Below are 17,549 nucleotides of genomic sequence, written 5' to 3'. Positions count from 1 at the left end.
CTCACGCATTCCTGATAGAGACAAGCGTCCCCAAATGGGCCATGTTTTGTGCACGCGTCTTTTTGCCGTAATCCAGCGCATCACAGATCGCTTCCACCTTCTGGCAGAAAACGTCCGCGTTCAGCCGGATCATCCACAGGTCTCCTCTCGTGGGTTCCTCTCGGTTGGTGCTCTGCCACTGCACCTCATCGTTGAGAGGATGTTCTGGTCGGAAAGGGTGGATGTTGAAAATCTTGTGATCGATCTGAGTGATCCAAGAAGCACCGACTTCCGTGATAGCACCCCAAGAGACTTTCGTGTTTTCGCTGGTCACAAAGAGCACGAAGATTTTCTGGGTTGAATAGCTTTCAACGAAAAACTCTCGGAGATAGTCATAGACGGCACGGCCCTCCGGCACACGACATGCCTCGTCGTCGCAGTTGGTGTACAGGATGTCGTCGGTCGGTACATTGTTGTACACCAGCATCTGGTAGATGATGTCGGCGAAGGGCTTGTCCGGATAAGTTTGGCTGATGAGGATTTTCTTCTTCTGGGCATCGACTGCTGCCTTCAGCCCAAGATCGGGACTATTGGCACTGATGGATTTGGAAATCGCCTCCTCCATTGCCTCACGGGAAACATTCACACCAAGTTCTTTTAACGCCTTGGCCGCTTCTTCGCTGGCCTTTTTGCGAAAGGCATCTACGGACAACCTTAGCTTTGCCTCGTCATTCCTTTGAGCCTCTTCCTTTTGGAGCTTTTTGCCGGCATTGACGATATCGGTGAACGCTTCACGCTTCTTAAGAATTTCAGCAAGCAGCTCATTTCTCACGTATTCGCGTACGGCCTCATAGCGCGGATCATCAGATTTGTATCCTTGCCTATTGCTCAATGCCATATCAGGTAGATCTGTAAGTTCGAACAGGTCGACATGCAATTGTCCGACGACATAGACTTCATTGAGCTTGTTCTGTCCGACAATAGGGAGAATGTTGAACTCGCCCATCTTTTCGTTGGCGAACAGAGAAATAAAGTTGTCTGGAAAGTCGGTCATTTCCGCCTTTCGTCCACGAGTGGTTTTGTAAGTACCAATCCAGCCAAGAACTTCCAATGGATATTCGTGTTCTTTCCCGTCGCTGGTCTTCATTGTGACCGGCATGGTCTTCACTTCCTGTGACACAACTAATTCGGATCTTTTGTCGGGATAGCTGTCTGGAACGAGATCACACAGTGGAGCGAATTTGGCACCGAGTGTGATCAGCGTGCTTAGCTCGCCCATGACGCTTCGATCGAAATCGTCGATCGTTACTGTTTCGGTTCCACGAATGACGTGTATCCGAAAATTCGCGTCGACCAACGGAAATATCTTGAGAAGATTACGCTTGACGGCGTCTAACGTTTTATGGAGCCGGTATTGAGGATGGCGCATGATGATGGCAGAGCCATGGTCTTCTACGCGTTCGAAAACAATGCTTTCGTCCGGGATGGCCTTTAATTCATTGCCGTTTTCAGGATGTCGGGACAGCACGAAGCCCGATTTTTCTCCGTTGGCGACTGTCAGGACATCGACGTTTTCCGAGACTGAGAGTGCGGCCAGTTTCCCCACGCCTTTGCGGCCCATCTTGCGGCGCGTTCCGGATTTGGTATGCGATTCTTCTTCCGTGGTTCTTGATACGCCCGCGACGTTCAAGTACCTGGCGATATCACCGGCTTCGTAAGACATGCCATGCCCGTCGTCTTCGACGCGGATGTCATCCTTATTGGAGATGATGTAAACGTTCTTCGCATCGGCGTCATACGCATTGGAGATCAGCTCTGCCAATACGTAATAGATGTTGGTGTAGAGATTTGGTCCGAGCAGTTCCAGGATGCGTGGGTCTACATTTAGCCGATACTCTTTCATTTTTCTCCCCCTGCATTGAAACGATAGCGCGCACCGCTCTTCTCACCTTGGCGCCCGATCATGCCCTGTGCGATCAGGTCGGCGATAACGGTGTTCCATTGCCTGTCGGTGATACCGGTCGCGGCGAGGATGTCGACTTTAGCGTGCCAGCCTTCGTGTGCGCTCAAGAAACCGAGAATCATCGTGGCCTGAGGCATGCCATTTATGGCAGCAACCGTTCCTGTTTTGAAGTCGATCCCTTGCTGCTTCGGAGCGGAGCTCGCGACGCGGTCGGTACGTGGGGCACTGGATGTGATTCGAGTAGTATTTTTAGCATGCAAGCCTTGGGCGACTTCTTCCTCGTAACGCTGACGGTTCAATTCAGACAATCGCCGCAGCACTTCAACACGAGCGGTCTCTGATATCGTGAAGCGGATGCGGTCGTTCTCCGGTAGATACGGCACTTCATGGAAGCCGTGACCGAGATCTATATCGCCCCAGCCATAAGCCCGTGCGACGGCGTCGTCCATTTCGCGCTGCACAGCACGCAGCCTCTCAATGCGAGGATCGTGCTCGGTGTTGGCATGGAAGCGGTTGTAGATGTCGGTCATTCCCAGCGCAAAGTCTGCACAAAGGCTTTGCCGATGACTCTGGTAGCGAGAAGCTATATCTGCAAGGTGCTGATTGTTGAGGGCGCAGAGAGGCAGCGTCTCAAGTACATCGCTCGGTGTGTACCTCAGTCGACTCTCAAGACGCGATGCATTCTTTCGCACCCACGCCTCATGGATTTGGCTAAACAAAACTCCTAGAAATGCTAAAGAATCGGAACAAAAGACGATCGTGGCATCTGACCAAACATAGTCTGGTGGTGTGACTACGGGCGCTACGTATTTCGTGTGGCGCGAGAGACAGAAAACTCTTTCCGGAGCATGCTCATCGGAAGACCAATCTTCAGGATGCTGCATGAAACGATGACCGCGACCGACAGTGTGATAGAGGCCGGGTCGCTTCTCACCAAACTGCCACCAACGCTCAGGCAGTGGTTTCCGAAGAACTAATTCGCCACGCTCGTTGCGGCGCTGTCGTTCAGGCTTGACCCGATGTTCAATCCATTTCCACGGCAACTCATATTCGCGTGCGCGCTCCTCCGGCCAGTCCCAGAAACTGATCACCCAACGGCTCGGCCGCTGTTCGGGGTCCGAATTGAGGTCATCGCCATTGATATAGGGAAGGATCACCTCGGCATTCTTCGTGTCAGCGGCCAGCATTCCATCCGCCTCATCAGGGGAGAGTACAAAACCCTTGCCGAGTACGATGGAACCTTGATACGCAATGCCTTCGTTGGCTTTCAGGCGCTTCGGACTCCATTCCTCGCGGTCGGAGAGGAATGCCGATATGAAGGGCGTCGGTCGCCCAAGCAGCGAGCGTTCGCCCCGCCACTCGCCCTTGTGGATATGCACGCGGCTAGTGATGACAGCTGCCTTTCCGGGCCAGGGTTCGTTCGGGTAGGCTGCATGGATAATGGCACCTGCGCTGACCATGGCCTCCAGCCCGACCTGTCGTGTGTCGCCTTCGGCGATGGTGTTGACCGCGAGCAGCCCAAAACCGCCGCCTTCGCGCAACAGGCGCCATGTACGCAGAAAGAAATAAGCGACTAGGTCTGCCGAGCCGCGGCGCCCTTCGGCGATGTGCGCGACCAACCAATCACGGAAAGCAGTGCCTGCGACTCCGGTGATTCGTTGGCCGCCCAGAAAGGGTGGATTGCCGACGATGCCGTCGAAGCCATCACGCTGTTGCGCGAACACCTCCGGAAACTCCAGTGGCCAATGGAAAGGCCGACGCGCGGGTTTGTCGGCGGGCAAATCGGTCGAGAGCGCAGCGATCGATCTCCGGCGCATCAAGGCGAGCGCCTTTTTGTCACCGTCGACGACCTGGCTAGCTTGAATGGTCAGCGATGCCAGAGTTTTCGCCAATGCTGTTAGATTACCGCTCGATGCGAATGCTTCCCCAACGAGCGCATCAGCGATGCATTCCGGTACTTCGAGTCTACGACGCGCATCGACGTCCAGATGCGCCATGGCTTCGACATCGCGGATGTCGCGGATGGGCATCTCGCGGAGGAGCGAGCGTAGTTCCATGGCATCGCGCACGGCCTGCTCGATGTTCTGGCCAAAGAGGCGTAGCTGGCCTCGGCCCGTGGGATTCATCGAAAGTTGGGTCAGTTGCTCCAGTTGATGGATGCCGAGCAGGCTATCGCCGCAGCGTAGGTTGTGGTCAAGAAAGCCGAAGGGGCGCCCCTTGGCCAAGGTCACTAGCCAGATCGAGAGCTTGGCAAGTTCGACTGCCAACGGATTCAGGTCGACACCGTAGATACAGCGTTCGGCGATAAGGCGGCGGGCAGCGATGGTGCGCGTCTCGGTGTCGCGTGGCAGCAGTTCTTCGTTGGCGTCGACATCCAACACCAAGCCATCGGTGCTTACCAACTTACTCTGCGCCTCTGCCTGTACCCATGCCTCCACGAGCCGATCGGCCAACCATCGGCAGACTTGCACGAGGAAGGCACCCGACCCCATGGCTGGATCGCATACCTTCAAGTTAAGCAGCTCTGCTGGCGACTTGAGCGACCAGTTCGCGCGCGGCACACCTTCTGCTGGGCCGACGTAAACGATCGGCGTGAGTGTCTCGGCGACGATGGCCTCGGTGAGCGATTTCGGCGTGTAATGGGCACCCGTCTCGCGCCGGTCAGAGCCGGTAGTGACGATGAAGGCGTCGGTGGGGTAAACCAGCGGATAACCCCATAGATCGGTGCGTATCAAATGACCGAACGGTTTGATCCGGTCACGCAGTGCCGTATCGCCGTGGCAGATGGTTAGCAGGCGATCGGCGAGCGCATCGTCCGCGGACCTGCTCAGGTCATTGCGCACGCGACTGGCGGAACCGCCAGAGCGCTGTTGGAGCAGGTCGACCAGGTGTTCGTCACCATCCAGCCACGCAGATTCGAGTTCGGCTAACGTGACCCAGGGCGACTCGGCACTCTTGGTGGCATTGAGCTCCAGTGTGACTTCAGTGGTGCGTTTGACGGTGCGTTCTAGCAGACCTTCGTAGACGTAGCCGATCTGCTCGACGTCTAGCGCCCGATAGGACAACGTGCGTCCTTGGAATTGTTGGATGGCTTCAAGCAGCAGTAGGACGGTGCGGTTGTCGATTGGTAGCGGCTTGGCGACGTCGGTGCGCCAGTCAGAGTCTTGGGAGCGGCCTTCGAGGAAAGGGAAACGATCCGGATCGAACAGGGAGCCGCCCAGAGCGGGCAGACGCAAGTTTTCGTGCTCAATACCACCGTACACTGCGCGGAAGACGGCCAGCAGACGCGACCATGCGTCCCAGCGGCGTTCCAGAATCTCATCCGATTCCGTGCGCAACTGCATGCGCAGAGTCGAGATTGCGTAGTTGGTTTCGTAGCGCTCGTCGCCTAAAAGCAGCAGTCCGCGCTCTTCTGCGGAGAGCAGGAAGACCAGCCGCATCATCACCGTCAGTGCGGCTTCGTAGAGTTCAGCTTCCTTCACGCCGCGCAGCAACTCGCGGTCACGGTCTTGATCGGCCTTATCGAGCGACTGGATGAGCACTTCGACCGCACGTCGGACCTGTTCACCCAAGGCGTCGGTTACTTCATCTTGAAATTTGAGCGAGCGATCAAAGAGCGCGGGCAGTTGCTCAGACTCATCTACGAAGAAGCGCCGGATGCCCAAGAGGTGGACGAAGGATTGGATGGTGATGGGTTCCTGAGCCCAAATACGCGCATACCAGCTGGCGAATGTGGTGACCACGCCCACGGGCGCATCAACCAGCATCCAGCGTTCGCCGTTGGTCACTAGTCCGAGACGGCAGCCCGTGGCGCGGCAGAGCCTTACCATGCGTTCTGCAGGTGTCGTGGTCCAGCCATCCAGCTTGTGGGTCGTATCAAGATCGGCATTCTGCACGTAAGCGTGGACGAGCATCAGCGGCTTGTCGCCGTTACCAACGATGGCGAAATCTGGCGAGAGCATTATGGCGTGCTCAGGTAGTTCGACATTCAGACGCGAAATGCACCAATCCCTGCGTTTGAGCACATCGCCGCGACCATCCTCGTCCAGTTCCAGTCCGCGCGATAGGACTTCGTCGATCCACGCCGCGTGAAGATCAGTGACTGTCGGATCATCGGTTTCCAGCGCCTCACGCCACTCATCGTAGGCTTGGCGCAGTCGCTTGCGCTTACTGCTGCTGAGCTCTTCTAAACCTTGCGGGAATGCTTCCTTCAGAACGGGGATGGCGAGGAACGGGCCCGAAATCTCGACGAGCGAGAGCCATTCGTGATGCTGGGTCGTCACTCTTGCTCTCCAGGATTCGGCTCGCCATCCATCCGTTCTTCAGCCAATGTCAGATTTACTCCATCGCTTTTGTTTTCCCAGAGATGTCCGCAAGTACATGTGGCACTGTCTCCAAACGGGATGTCCGTATAGATTCCACATTCTTGGCACCATGCAAACGCGTACTTACATTCGCGGCACTGTCCAGCAAGCCACCAAAAGAGCAATCCATCCGCCGTTATCAACGCTCCGTCGTCATCCAGCACGATGCAATCATGCAGACAGCTTGGACACATTTCCCATTTGTCTGGAATGAGAATGTCGATGGCTTCCTCTAGAGAAAGAAGACGAAGATCACATCCAGTATGATCGGCTTTCTTCTCGGCAGGCTCCGTCCAACCGTTCGCTGCCACGATAATGGCCTTGTTAGCGCCGACTGCGTCAGCCAGTGCGAGAACGGACTCGATCTGCTTCACATCTATGGGATCGGCATGGAATTTTGCGTCGACGAGTAGCTTGAGAGAGTGACCCTTGGCTTCGATTTCGATGAGTACGTCGATCTGCCGTGGCTGACCAGTAATTTTGTCTGGCACCATGACATTCCGTTTGACGTTGCCGAATCCATCAGCTTGTTCATACAGCACCGCAACGGCTTCTTGATATTCTTGCCACTTCATCATTTCATCCCCGAGATAGTGATGAAGGAACGATGAAAATCACAGCGACTGGGAAGGTGCGGTCATTAAGTTTGGCGTAGCGGGATTCGATGACAAGAGTTTCCATCCGGCGCTCGTCGGGAATGCGCGCAAGGCGGGCCTCCAGCGCGGAGACGTCACGCTGGAGTTGTATGCGCTCGTCCTCGGTGAAGAGCGTGTACTGTTCTGGCTGCTGCTCTTTCTTCAACTCGAACTGGATCGCCTTCTCGAGCTCATCGAGCACGGTGCCGATGTCTTTGATTTCCTGCTGCTTGCGGGTCTCAAGTGTGTTGGTCAGGAATCGAAGACGTTCCTTGGAACGGGCATCGACCGATTTGAGTATGGCCTCTCGCTGACGGTCGAAGCGAACGCGAAGCACGTCGAATAGGGATGCATTCGCAGTGATAGGTTTTGCCTCATCAAGCCACTGCTGGATGAGGGTGACACTCTCTTCACGTCGGAAGGATTGGTCGCGCAAATAACCGCCCGATACCGTTAGTTCCTCGTGCAGTCGATGGTGGGTGCCACCCGTGACGACCAGTCGTGAAACGACGACAACGGCTGGGCCATCAATATGCGCGTCAGGCACGGTACGGACGGTGACGCGGTTTAGCTTCTTTACGTCGTCTTGGGCCCAAATTTCTGCGCGTAGCAAACGCAGACACATCTGTACCAAGCGATGATTAAGGTGGACGAGCACGACGTCGTCTCGGCCATTGGCGACGGCATGGTCGAAGGTGATGGGACGAATTCGCTGAGTATGTGGGTGGCGCAGTCCCTCCAGGCAACGTGCCCAGGAGCCGGATAGCGGCGGCATACGGAAGACGCTGCCCGAGGGCGTGCCCGCCAATTCGACGAGTTCCAATGGCGGACGGCCCGCCAGCGCGAGACCAGTTGTCACGGCCATCAGGACGTGGTCGGGCGTGAGATGGAAATCATGCTTGGTGGCGAGAAGACGTTCGTGCAGCTTGGCGATGCGCTGCTTCAATTCGCGTTCGGCGCGAACGAAGTTCTTGGCGCGATTGATCCGCGCCTCGGCAAGACGAGTATCCAGATCCTTCAGGGAACCTTCGATGAGGCCGGACATCTGTGGCGCAATGATCGGATTGACACTGCCCATGTCGGCGCGCATCAAGTCCAGTTTTCGCAAGGCGCGCAGGATGTCCTCGCCGTGGCCACCGACTGGTACACCGCTCCTATCGCCGCCATCGACCGGGTGCCATATCAACACTTCCTTTTCGCGTTGCCCGTGGCGGTCGATGCGCCCGTTGCGCTGCTCCATCACATTGGGGTTATAGGGAATCTCCAAGTGAATGAGTCGATTGCAGTGGTTCTGCAAGTCAATACCTTCGGATGCCGCGTCAGTGGCGAGAAGAATGCGGACGGGCGAATCCTGCGGCGAAGCCTGGAATGACGCTTTGATCGGCTCTCTCTCCTCTTGGGAGAGGCCTCCGTGTAGTAGGGCAAGACGTTCACCGCCAAAGTCATGGCTGGCCAGAATTTGATGTATCCACTGATGCGTCGTGCGGTACTCGGTGAACAGGATTACCCGGCGATCGTTCCAGTGACCATCCTGCTTGAGGTTTGCTGTGAGCCAGTCGAGGATGGCCTTGGCTTTGGAGTCGGCTTGATTCTTGGCTTGCTGCGCCCACTCCCTTAATTCGTCTAGTATCGCCCGTTGCTCCTGCGTCAGCGGCGGAGAGCGGCGCGTTGCTTCCTCAATGGCTTCAGCTTGTGCGTTCTCTGCCTCTCGATCGTTGGCATAGTCCTCGTCAACTTTCGAGATGGCTTTGCGCAGGATGCGCTCGGACATGGTGTCTTGCTTCGCGTGCCGGGCTTCCGCTAGCGAAGCGACATGCTTTTCAAGCGTGGATGCGAATGCTGCTGGGGACGAGAGTAGGCGCTTCTTAAGGAGGCGATTGACGAAGGCAGTGGCGAAGCCGCTGCCGGCCTGCGCAGCATCCTTTTCGCGACTAGCGCAGTATTCGTCCAATTTACGATGTATTTCGCGTTCTTTAGTCGAGTATGGAACCGCGAGGGCATCTAGCGTGCGGCGAGCATATAAGGGATTGCCGTCCGCATCGATCAGGTCGCTTTTCAACCGGCGGATCATTACCTGGCTCAGACGTTTCTCGTCTGGGAGGATGTTGCGGGCGAAACGTTGGTCATCGAGCAGTTCTAGAAGAGATGTGAACGATTCGGTATAGCCGTTATGAGGCGTGGCAGTCAGGAATAGGCGATGCTGAAAGTGGGGACTAATGGCACGGATGAAGCGTGTGCGCTGACTTTCCAGTGCGTAATGGTTGCCTGCGGCGGGCGCGACGTTATGCGCTTCGTCCACGACTAGAAGATCAAACTTTCTTGGATAGCCGACATGAAAGGGAAGCACGTCACGCATTGCGCGCAGACCTTCTCCACTCTTTGCCCAATCCATCGACGTGATGAGTCGCGGATGCGAAGTCCAAGGATTGGCATGGATGCCACGCTCGCGTCGCAACTGCTTGACGTAGTCAGTATCGACTACGCGGAAATCAAGACCGAACTTCTCCAGCATCTCAATGCGCCACTTCTCCTGAAGTGACGCGGGACAGACGATCAGTATCGTACGGGCACGGTGCCGCAAAAGTAGTTCTTGGATGACCAGGCCAGCTTCAATGGTCTTGCCAAGACCGACGTCATCAGCGATAAGTAGATTGACGCGAGCCATGTCGATGGCTCGTACTAGTGGATCGAGCTGAAAGTCCTCGATGCTGACGCCGCTTCGGAAAGGGGCTTGGAGAAACCCTTGATCGGCATTGGTTGCAGCACCCCACCGTACTGCATCAAGGAAGGCATCTAGCATGTTGGAGTCATCCTGCCCTGTTATCGAGGGCAGGCCTGCACGCTCAATGACTTGGGCGCCCGGCTCGATTTCCCAGATGACTTCCAATTCTTCGCCGAGGCCGTCTTCGTCGATCGACGACAACGTCACGCAATGTTGGAGGGTACCTGCATCCAGCCGAGCAGCATTGATATCCGCGACTACCCACTGACGACGGCGCACCTCGACCAACCGTCCCGGCTCAGGTATAGCCCGATAAGCGTTATTCTGCTCGTTGGTTGATACATCCATGCCCTTTCCCTTAAACCCTTTTATACAAACCTACCTGTTAGGAGTGTCGTTTCGATCAGCCGTGGCAACCACTCGTGCAATGGTCTTCGCCGCTTCGGAGGGCGACTCGTGCGACCAAAATCGGAGCACTGTCCAGCCGAGATCCTGAAGCCGATCGTTCGTATCGTTATCTCGTTGACGGTTCGCTTCGATCTTCTGTCGCCAAAACTCGGCATTCTGTTTGGGCCAAGTGGCATGTGCGGGGCATCCATGCCAAAAACAGCCATCGACAAAAATCGCAATCTTTCGTCGCGGAAATGCAATGTCCGCGACTCGGCGCGGCTTTTTTAGAACTTCGTAATCAACTCGATAGCGCAATCCCATTTTGCGTATCTCGCGGCGCAAAGCGATTTCAGCGTCAGTCCCTTTCTGGCGAATCTTCGCCATGCGCCGGCTTGCTTTAGGTGAAGGGCAAAGGACTTGCGGCATAAGAGCCTCGGCCGCCTTCATCAATCCGTGACGGACGCGAGATGCTGTTTGATGCTACGCGCGATGGCACGCCCCAGATCCACCGGAACCGCATTGCCGATGAGACGGCCGAGAATTTTGAAGTAGATGTCACCGTTCTTCGGCACGAAAGCATAATCTCGCGGGAAGCTCTGCAAGATCGCCGCTTCTCTCAATGAAATAGCTCGATCTTGCTCGGGATGACCAAAGCGGCCGTTACCAAATCCGTAGCACTGAGTTGTCATTGTAGGTGCGGGTTTGTTCCATTCCATGCGTCCGTATACGCCCGGATAGGTGCGACCGCTTTCGACACGATGGCAATCTGCAACTAAATCCTTCGGCCAGTCCCGCCACGTGCCACCGGCTTTGGACGCCCTGATTCGTCTGAGATTCACTTTGGACAGCGTGGAAGCGACGTGCAGTCTGTCTCTGGGAGCGGACTCCCCAGCGCCGAGAGCTCTTAGGCGCCCAATGGCCTGCCTTACGGTTTTGGGCTTCTCATGAGTAGGGGCGATCAACTTGATGTCGCCATGCCTAGAGGCAAGAAGCACCATTCGGCGTCGTGTCTGAGGGACGCCGTATAGAGAGCTATCTACGACATCAAACCAGACGTTGTAGCCGAGTCGTTTCAACTTGCCCACGAAATCGTGGAACACCTCGTGTTGGGCGACAGTAGGAACGTTCTCCATCGTTATGACATCTGGCATGGAGCCTTTAGCAAGGCGTGCAAACTGATACAGCAGGCCCCATTTACCATCCTTGCCGTCAACTTCGTAACGTTGGGCGTAGGTCGAAAAAGGCTGGCAAGGTGCGCAGCCTGCCAAAATTGTCATTTTGGCTTTGCCAAATAACCCCTTGATCTCATCGGCGGTAACTTTGCTGATGTCTCGCTCAACGAACCGGGCCGAACCGTTATTCGCTTCATAAGGGAAGCGGCATGCAGGATCAAGGTCAATACCTGCGACGACGGGAAGTCCTTCCAAAATGAAGCCATGCGTCAGTCCGCCAGCACCGCAGAATAAATCGACACATGCAATCTTCGTCACGTCCATACCTCTTTCGTCTCAGTCACATGGCGCCCCAATCAACCGCGATGCAGCCGCCTTATCCTGGTTCTTGCGCGCTAGAACTCGAATCCGCCGCACCGCCAGATCTCACCCAAATGTCGATTTCGTCGGTTTTGAATTTCCAGAGCCGTCCGATTCGATGAGCGGGCATTCCTCGCCTAGAGATCCACGCGTAGATGGTGTCCTTGCTCACGCCGAGGTACTCGGCAATGTCTTCGACCGATAGCCAACGATTCGCCATAACGTGGAAACCCTGTAACGGAATGCCCCCTTTTGCCTTCTGCCAGATAATGGCATGAAATAGGCGCTTTGAACATCGGATTTAGGCTTATTTGGTAAGGTTTAGACGTATTTACACGGATAGAGTCATACCGTCAGGCCGAGCACAAAAACAAAAGTGGGGACGCGTGACACAGGGCAAGGCGCTATGCGCCTTGCCCTGTGCATATGTCTCGGTTTTCCTCAAGGAGAGTCCAACTGGTGCTGTTGCCGGGTAGCCGTTGTTGTCGGTCCAGGTTAGGCATGGCCTGATACAGCGTGTCCACAAACCCGTTGATTTGTGAGTACACCGCTTTATCTGTGCTGCCAATGCATAGCGTCCATGCGCACATCGATCCGCTCTTGTTCTGCTTGGCGGTCCATCGCGGTGATGCGACCGCCCAGCAACAACATGCTGCTGATGACGAAGGAGACGAGGCACTCGGCCTGCAATGTGCTCTGATCGTAACGCTCTGGCATCAACAGCATGATGGCAAGGCTTGCCGCAGTTCCCCCCATGGCGGCACCTTGCCATCCATGGCGAAGCGCCAACCAAACGACGGGCAAAAACATGGCGATTTGCGCGATTTGCCGGGTCGCTGTGTGCGGGGTCGCTTCCAATCCTACCCACACCAGCATCGCCAGAACGGGAAGCACCAGGCCAATGGATTCCAAGAGCAATTTGCTGTCGAACACCCGACTAGCCCATTGCCGCCACGGATACTGGGTCATCATTTTGCGGAACGCGAGTACGGTCGGCGTGATCGTCAGTATCCCGATGAAGTTTCCAAGTAACCAACGGCCCGCGACACCACCCCATCCACCCGGCAACACATACCCGGGCGGCAGGGGCGTAACGGATAAGGAGACCAGGCTGTCCAGCGTCATCGCAGCGGCAACTAAGAGCGAGCACGCCAGCAGCGCTGGGATATTGAGGTAGCCGCGATGGAGCACGTGCCAACGTTCTCGCGCCACCCAAACCAGCGGTGCCATGACGAGCAGCGTGGGCAGGAGGTTCTGGACTGACCAGAGCCACCCGAATTGATCGAAACACTGAATACTCTTGACGAGTAGTTGAAAGAACTCGCCTACGAAAAGCGCGGGCCAATAGCGATAGGGCGTCAGGAGCAACACGGTCAAGTCGAAGCCGCACATGACGAGCCAGTGCGAGATCGAAATCTGCCGAAAAAGCGAGACGCTTATCCCGTAGACGATAGCCACGATGGCATAACGCCCAAACGTGCTCCCGCGTGTTCCTTTCCCCATCACTTGACCCCTTATCAAGTCCCTTGCCGCCCAACCCCCGGGCGTAAATGGCGTCATGCTTAGGCCTTTGCCGTGAAGTTCTGGTGAAGCGCGCAGGCCCATGAACCCCTGCAAGATGTTGCCGCACGCCCTTCATGTGGTCTGTCTGGGTCAGCTGGTCTGTGAGGTGCATCGTGAAGGTGCAGTGACGGTCAGGCTATGCGATAAAAGAGCTGCCGGGATGTCCTTGGCGTCCGGTAGGGACCCCTACCAGCATGGAAGCCGACGCCCGACCGGGCCGCCTTTGGGCGGCCCGTTTTTCTGTTGGCACCATGCTTACGACAAAAGGGGCATATCTCCTTTTAATTCCCTGAGGTAGCGGATGCGCCTGTTAAACGCCCACTGTCGAAAGAAGCCACTTCCGCTTGGCCTTTCTCATCCGTATAGCGAACTTGGCCATCAAGCTTTCCGTTTTTAGCCACTCCCTCCAGCACGGCATTCCCATTCCCATCGAATATCTGGACTGGGCCATTTGGACTTCCATTATCCAGTGTTTCGATGACGTAAGCCGGAGGACCACCTGGAATGGTCCTGGCCACCCTTAGCTGTTGTATGAGATCAATCGTGGCGTCGGTTATCCCGTTAGGTGTGCAGAGAACCTGGGAAGGGATGACCAGCGACGAAATGGACGTCGGCGGTCTCGATCCGCCAGTTCATGCCCGCTTGCTGGGCCCAGATGTCCAGGGACTGATCGGGGACAAGCTGTGTCCCGAGGCCATGCCAGGGTTGCTCCCCGACGTAGGCCATGGATTGAACCAGATGCATGATGGACTCCTTAATTATATAGATGCATAAAACGCATAGAGCCCGGTGGAGCCGGGCTCTATGCGCCTGCGCGCGAGGACGAGAAACGAAGGTCGTTGAAGCAGCGAGGATCTATGAAGATCCATCGCTGAAGGTATGACCGCAGTGGCGGCATTGCTGGTTCCCAAGCCACCATGAACAGATACGCATCGTCCGCCAGCATGACCATCGCCATACTGGCGAGAAACACGTGGTATTGCAGGCACAAGAGGCCAGGCGCCGTGCCTTCGCCCGCACGGAAATAGCCCGCCGAGAAGATCGAAATGCCGGTGCCGGCACTGCCCAGCAGTACCAGGAAAAATCCCGACAGCGCATCCAGCCGCACATGAAACGGCAAGTCCGGCAGTCCGAGCGGGAACACCGCCTGCTGCGTCACAAACGTAGGCAGCCACGTCGTGGCGCCGACGACGGCAACGCCCAGTGCGACCAAAGCACCCAAGGGAAACAAGACGTGGGCGATCCAGCCGATCTGGTTCGGGCGCACCAAACCTAGTCCGCCGACGAGCAGCCAGGTCGTGACCAGACCGAGTACGGCGGTCACCATCGGTGATGCGGCGGCCAGCTCATTCACGTATTCGATCCCCCGTCATGGCGTCGCAAACATCATGAAAACGCACCATGTGCGTTGTATGATAATTTGATTATCATGTAGATTGATTCGTGTGTAAGTTGGAGAATACTCCTATGGCCATCGAAAATCGTACCGCCCGTCTCACGATCCTGATCGACCCACGCAAGAAGGCGGTCTTCGAGCGCTTATGTGCGGCTGAGGACGCGACACCGTCCCAGGTCGTCCGCCGATTGATCCGCGAATACATCGAACGCACCTCCGGCCGCCCTTGGCATGCCGAAGACGAGGCGCTGCCGGAAGAACCCAATGACCGTGCCAGTAACGGATAAACCCATCCGCCGACCGCCGTCCTCGGCGGCGAAAAGTGCCCCCAGTGTTTTACAGACGATGGCCGGTTTACGGCCTGAACACGTGGCGTTTCTTGGCGAGTACAGCGTGAGTACCCAGGACAAGCGCATCGACGTGCAGATTCTCTGCTGGCCGACCATATCGGCCGCCTGGTCCATGCTTACGCAATCGCTGACCGGGTTGCAGTCGCTGCGTCGCGATGACAGCCCCGCGTCCATCCGCGCGCCGATCGCGTCCTGGCTCCACGACGTGGCGCCCCAGTTATGTCTTCCTGTCCGGGAACCGAATGCGGCTGAAACCACCTTGGCCACACTCATTCGCCGATTGCCGCTGCGCTTCGCGGTGGCAGTCGTCGAGCATCAGGTCGGACAAAGCGCAGGGTCGGACACGTTGCGCTATCGCTCCCTGTTTTCCGGTTGCTTGACGGCGTACGGCACCTATTTGAAAAGCACCAACCAGACGGCGTGCCGCATCATCATCGCAGCGCCTGGCAACACCACGGACAACGAACTACGCCGCGCCACCTATGGCGAGGTGTTGCCGCATCTGGATAGTGCGGCACGACTGGGCGCTCTGGAGTTGGGATTCTGGCCCGAGACCACTGTACCCCTTCCGATGGAAGTCGCTCAATTAGCTGCCGCGTCCGTGGGACGTCACCTGGAACGTCCGTCGGAAGCCAGCCCGCTTTTTGAAACCGTGCGCGCGCATCTATCGCCACCCTCGCGCTTTCATGCGCTGAGCCGGCAAAAACGCCGCAAGTGACGACACGCTGTTATGCATCCCGCTATGCGTGAGGTCGTTGCGTCGTCTGCAGCGTTCGAAGGCTGACACGATGTCTGTCTTGATCGTGGATGACGATGCGGTTTTTCGCCAAGCGCTGGAACAGGACCTACAGCGGAGCGGTTATGCCGTCTGCGCGGCGAGCGGGCTGGATTCGGCACTGAACGCGATGCTGCTGGCCGATCATCGCGTGGCGATTGTTGATGCGCATCTTCCCTATCGCGAAGTAAAGGCTCTGATAAGCCTATTTCGTCGCTGTGCCATCCCAATCGTGCTGCTACTGGAGCAAGACGCCGCGACGGGCTCGGCCAAGCCTATCGCGTTCCGGGGTGACATCACCTTGATTAAGCCAGTGGGCGTGGTCGAATTGCGTCATTGCCTGGCATGTGTCATCGGACAGCCACAGGCTTAGGGCCGGCATGTGCTGCCTTCCACCGATTGAAACCTTCATCATCTACGTAAGAAAAGAAGCAAAGAGCACCCTGGCCGCACGCGACGGCAACGGATACATTGATACTCACCGTATGCGCTGGCTGTGCCCATCGTCGCACCACGAGCCTCCTCTTACCGAGGAGATCAACAGGTTCCATTCGATGTCCCAATCAAACATTGTCAGCATTGTGGAAAGCTTTACCGACTGGTCAGCGCCTTGGCGCTTCTTGGAAGCCGTGTTGACCCACGAAGGCTTGTCCGGGACAGATCGGATCATGGCTCGGAATATCTGGACTCATGCTTGCAGCGCGACGCATTGGCAAAATCACGACTTACAAGTCGGGTGCAAATCAGCCGATCAAGCCATTGGCCGCGCCTTTCCGTGGCTTAGCTCTACTGCTCGTGAACACTTCGTGCGAGCCGCATCCTACGAATGGATGTAGCGCTCTGTAAGAGAAGCTGATCGTGGCCCGCGATATCCATCCACGCTAGCAACGATGGTACGAAACCGTTGTATTCATTTACCTAGAAAGAGGCTTTTTGATGGAAATATCCGAGATCCCAGCCTGTCTACGTTGCGGCATGGAAAACACGTACCCGGATGGGATGGTCTACATCTGTCCAGATTGCGGGTACGAATGGCCGAAGGTAGTGGCAAAAATCGAAGAGGTCACCACAGTCGTGCGCGATGTCCATGGCAACGTGCTCCATGGTGGCGATTCGGTTGTCGTCATCAAGGACCTGAAGGTCAAGGGCTCCTCCATTCCTCTTAAGCAGGGAACCGTCATTCGCAACATTCGACTCGTCGACGGCGACTCGGAACACATCGAAGGCAACTCCGATAAGATCAAAGGTCTGGTGCTTAAGGTTTGCTTTCTCAAGAAAGCCTGACTTGAAAAGCACCGCTTGGCATCTCGTCGGGTTTCGTTGAGCAGACTTTTTCCTATTACTTCGTTTTGCGGCATAAAGAAAGGGAACACACCTGATAGGCGTGTTCCCTTTTTGTCTCGGCCAGTCGAACCAGTTTGCGCGCGAACCCGTGGACCCATCCTCCTGGCCCTGGCTTCCACCCGCCAAGGTTTCCGTCGTGCCCACCCGCATCGACTTCGTGTCTGACCTCGCCCGGATTCGCTATGAAACGCAGCGGGAACGCAACGACACTTTCTGGACCGACGTGTTTCACGCCGTGAAAAACTGGACGCCGAAGATCGCGCCCGGCAAATCGACGCCAAGTTGCCCACGTCATCTGTGGACCGGGGGCATTCGCGGAGCCGGAGCTGAGATCTCGTCTCAGCTCCTCACGTTCGGAATGCCACCTTATATACGCCGCGGGCGTAACTTTTCCATCACCACCTGCCTCGACGCGAGAGGCAGCGAATTGATCAGTTCTTCCCTCTCTTTCTCGTGAAGTCGGTGAAGCTGTTCATCAAACCTGTCACGCGCCCGCCTCTCTTCTTCCTTCACGCGTTTGGCCCAAGCGCAGTCCA

General features: G+C 56.4%; 16 protein-coding genes. 6 read left to right on the top strand and 10 right to left on the bottom strand.

Annotation, left to right across the window (positions count from 1 at the left end):
- Window position 1 precedes the first annotated feature (1 nt).
- The 10 genes from DWU98_RS09455 to DWU98_RS09410 form a co-directional block, all read right to left on the bottom strand.
- The gene (locus tag DWU98_RS09455) at window positions 2–1,882 is read right to left on the bottom strand and encodes an ATP-binding protein (protein WP_115495300.1); all 1,881 of its coding nucleotides are present in this window, start codon (window positions 1,880–1,882) and stop codon (window positions 2–4) included.
- Window positions 1,879–6,225, bottom strand: coding sequence for an Eco57I restriction-modification methylase domain-containing protein (locus DWU98_RS09450; RefSeq protein ID WP_115495299.1), 4,347 nt, complete (start codon window positions 6,223–6,225; stop codon window positions 1,879–1,881). The genes DWU98_RS09455 and DWU98_RS09450 overlap by 4 nt, the downstream gene beginning before the upstream one ends.
- Window positions 6,222–6,881, bottom strand: coding sequence for a restriction endonuclease (locus DWU98_RS09445; RefSeq protein ID WP_158545015.1), 660 nt, complete (start codon window positions 6,879–6,881; stop codon window positions 6,222–6,224). Before DWU98_RS09445 ends, DWU98_RS09450 begins: the two co-directional genes overlap by 4 nt.
- Window positions 6,882–6,885: 4 nt before the next feature.
- Window positions 6,886–10,011 (bottom strand): DISARM system SNF2-like helicase DrmD, encoded by a 3,126-nt coding sequence (gene drmD, locus DWU98_RS09440; RefSeq protein WP_115495297.1) that lies wholly within the window; start codon window positions 10,009–10,011, stop codon window positions 6,886–6,888.
- A gap of 30 nt (window positions 10,012–10,041) precedes the next feature.
- Window positions 10,042–10,437 carry a very short patch repair endonuclease gene (locus DWU98_RS09435; RefSeq protein ID WP_230474771.1) on the bottom strand — a complete coding sequence of 132 codons (396 nt, stop codon included), beginning with the start codon at window positions 10,435–10,437 and terminating at the stop codon, window positions 10,042–10,044.
- Window positions 10,438–10,499: 62 nt separating this feature from the next.
- Complete coding sequence (locus DWU98_RS09430; RefSeq protein WP_115495296.1) at window positions 10,500–11,549, bottom strand: DNA cytosine methyltransferase; 1,050 nt, start codon at window positions 11,547–11,549, stop codon at window positions 10,500–10,502.
- A gap of 52 nt (window positions 11,550–11,601) precedes the next feature.
- Window positions 11,602–11,805: a helix-turn-helix domain-containing protein gene (locus DWU98_RS09425; RefSeq protein ID WP_115495295.1), complete on the bottom strand. Its 204-nt coding sequence runs from the start codon at window positions 11,803–11,805 to the stop codon at window positions 11,602–11,604.
- A gap of 332 nt (window positions 11,806–12,137) precedes the next feature.
- Window positions 12,138–13,043, bottom strand: a complete 906-nt coding sequence (locus DWU98_RS09420; RefSeq protein WP_158545014.1) for an MASE1 domain-containing protein — start codon at window positions 13,041–13,043, stop codon at window positions 12,138–12,140.
- A gap of 666 nt (window positions 13,044–13,709) precedes the next feature.
- On the bottom strand, window positions 13,710–13,892 hold the full coding sequence (locus DWU98_RS09415) for a hypothetical protein (RefSeq protein ID WP_115495293.1): 183 nt from the start codon (window positions 13,890–13,892) through the stop codon (window positions 13,710–13,712).
- A gap of 58 nt (window positions 13,893–13,950) precedes the next feature.
- Window positions 13,951–14,502 (bottom strand): hypothetical protein, encoded by a 552-nt coding sequence (locus tag DWU98_RS09410; protein WP_230474770.1) that lies wholly within the window; start codon window positions 14,500–14,502, stop codon window positions 13,951–13,953.
- A 113-nt stretch (window positions 14,503–14,615) separates the two neighbouring features.
- Here DWU98_RS09410 and DWU98_RS09405 point away from each other — a divergent pair, with 113 nt between their 5' ends.
- The 6 genes from DWU98_RS09405 to DWU98_RS21670 all read left to right on the top strand — a co-directional run bounded on the left by DWU98_RS09405 (window position 14,616) and on the right by DWU98_RS21670 (window position 17,470).
- The gene (locus tag DWU98_RS09405; RefSeq protein WP_230474769.1) at window positions 14,616–14,831 is read left to right on the top strand and encodes a ribbon-helix-helix protein, CopG family; all 216 of its coding nucleotides are present in this window, start codon (window positions 14,616–14,618) and stop codon (window positions 14,829–14,831) included.
- Window positions 14,832–14,937: 106 nt separating this feature from the next.
- Window positions 14,938–15,612, top strand: a complete 675-nt coding sequence (locus DWU98_RS09400; protein WP_147293269.1) for a hypothetical protein — start codon at window positions 14,938–14,940, stop codon at window positions 15,610–15,612.
- A 70-nt stretch (window positions 15,613–15,682) separates the two neighbouring features.
- The gene (locus DWU98_RS09395; RefSeq protein ID WP_147293268.1) at window positions 15,683–16,042 is read left to right on the top strand and encodes a response regulator; all 360 of its coding nucleotides are present in this window, start codon (window positions 15,683–15,685) and stop codon (window positions 16,040–16,042) included.
- Window positions 16,043–16,049: 7 nt separating this feature from the next.
- Complete coding sequence (locus tag DWU98_RS22200) at window positions 16,050–16,505, top strand: hypothetical protein (RefSeq protein WP_115495290.1); 456 nt, start codon at window positions 16,050–16,052, stop codon at window positions 16,503–16,505.
- A gap of 106 nt (window positions 16,506–16,611) precedes the next feature.
- Window positions 16,612–16,953, top strand: coding sequence for a zinc ribbon domain-containing protein YjdM (locus tag DWU98_RS09385; RefSeq protein ID WP_115495404.1), 342 nt, complete (start codon window positions 16,612–16,614; stop codon window positions 16,951–16,953).
- Window positions 16,954–17,149: 196 nt separating this feature from the next.
- Complete coding sequence (locus tag DWU98_RS21670) at window positions 17,150–17,470, top strand: hypothetical protein (protein WP_147293267.1); 321 nt, start codon at window positions 17,150–17,152, stop codon at window positions 17,468–17,470.
- Window positions 17,471–17,549 lie beyond the last annotated feature (79 nt).

Origin of the sequence: Dyella monticola (assembly GCF_003363155.1) — a bacterium.
Classification (GTDB): domain Bacteria; phylum Pseudomonadota; class Gammaproteobacteria; order Xanthomonadales; family Rhodanobacteraceae; genus Dyella_B; species Dyella_B monticola.
This window is presented reverse-complemented; position numbering and strand designations above follow the sequence as displayed.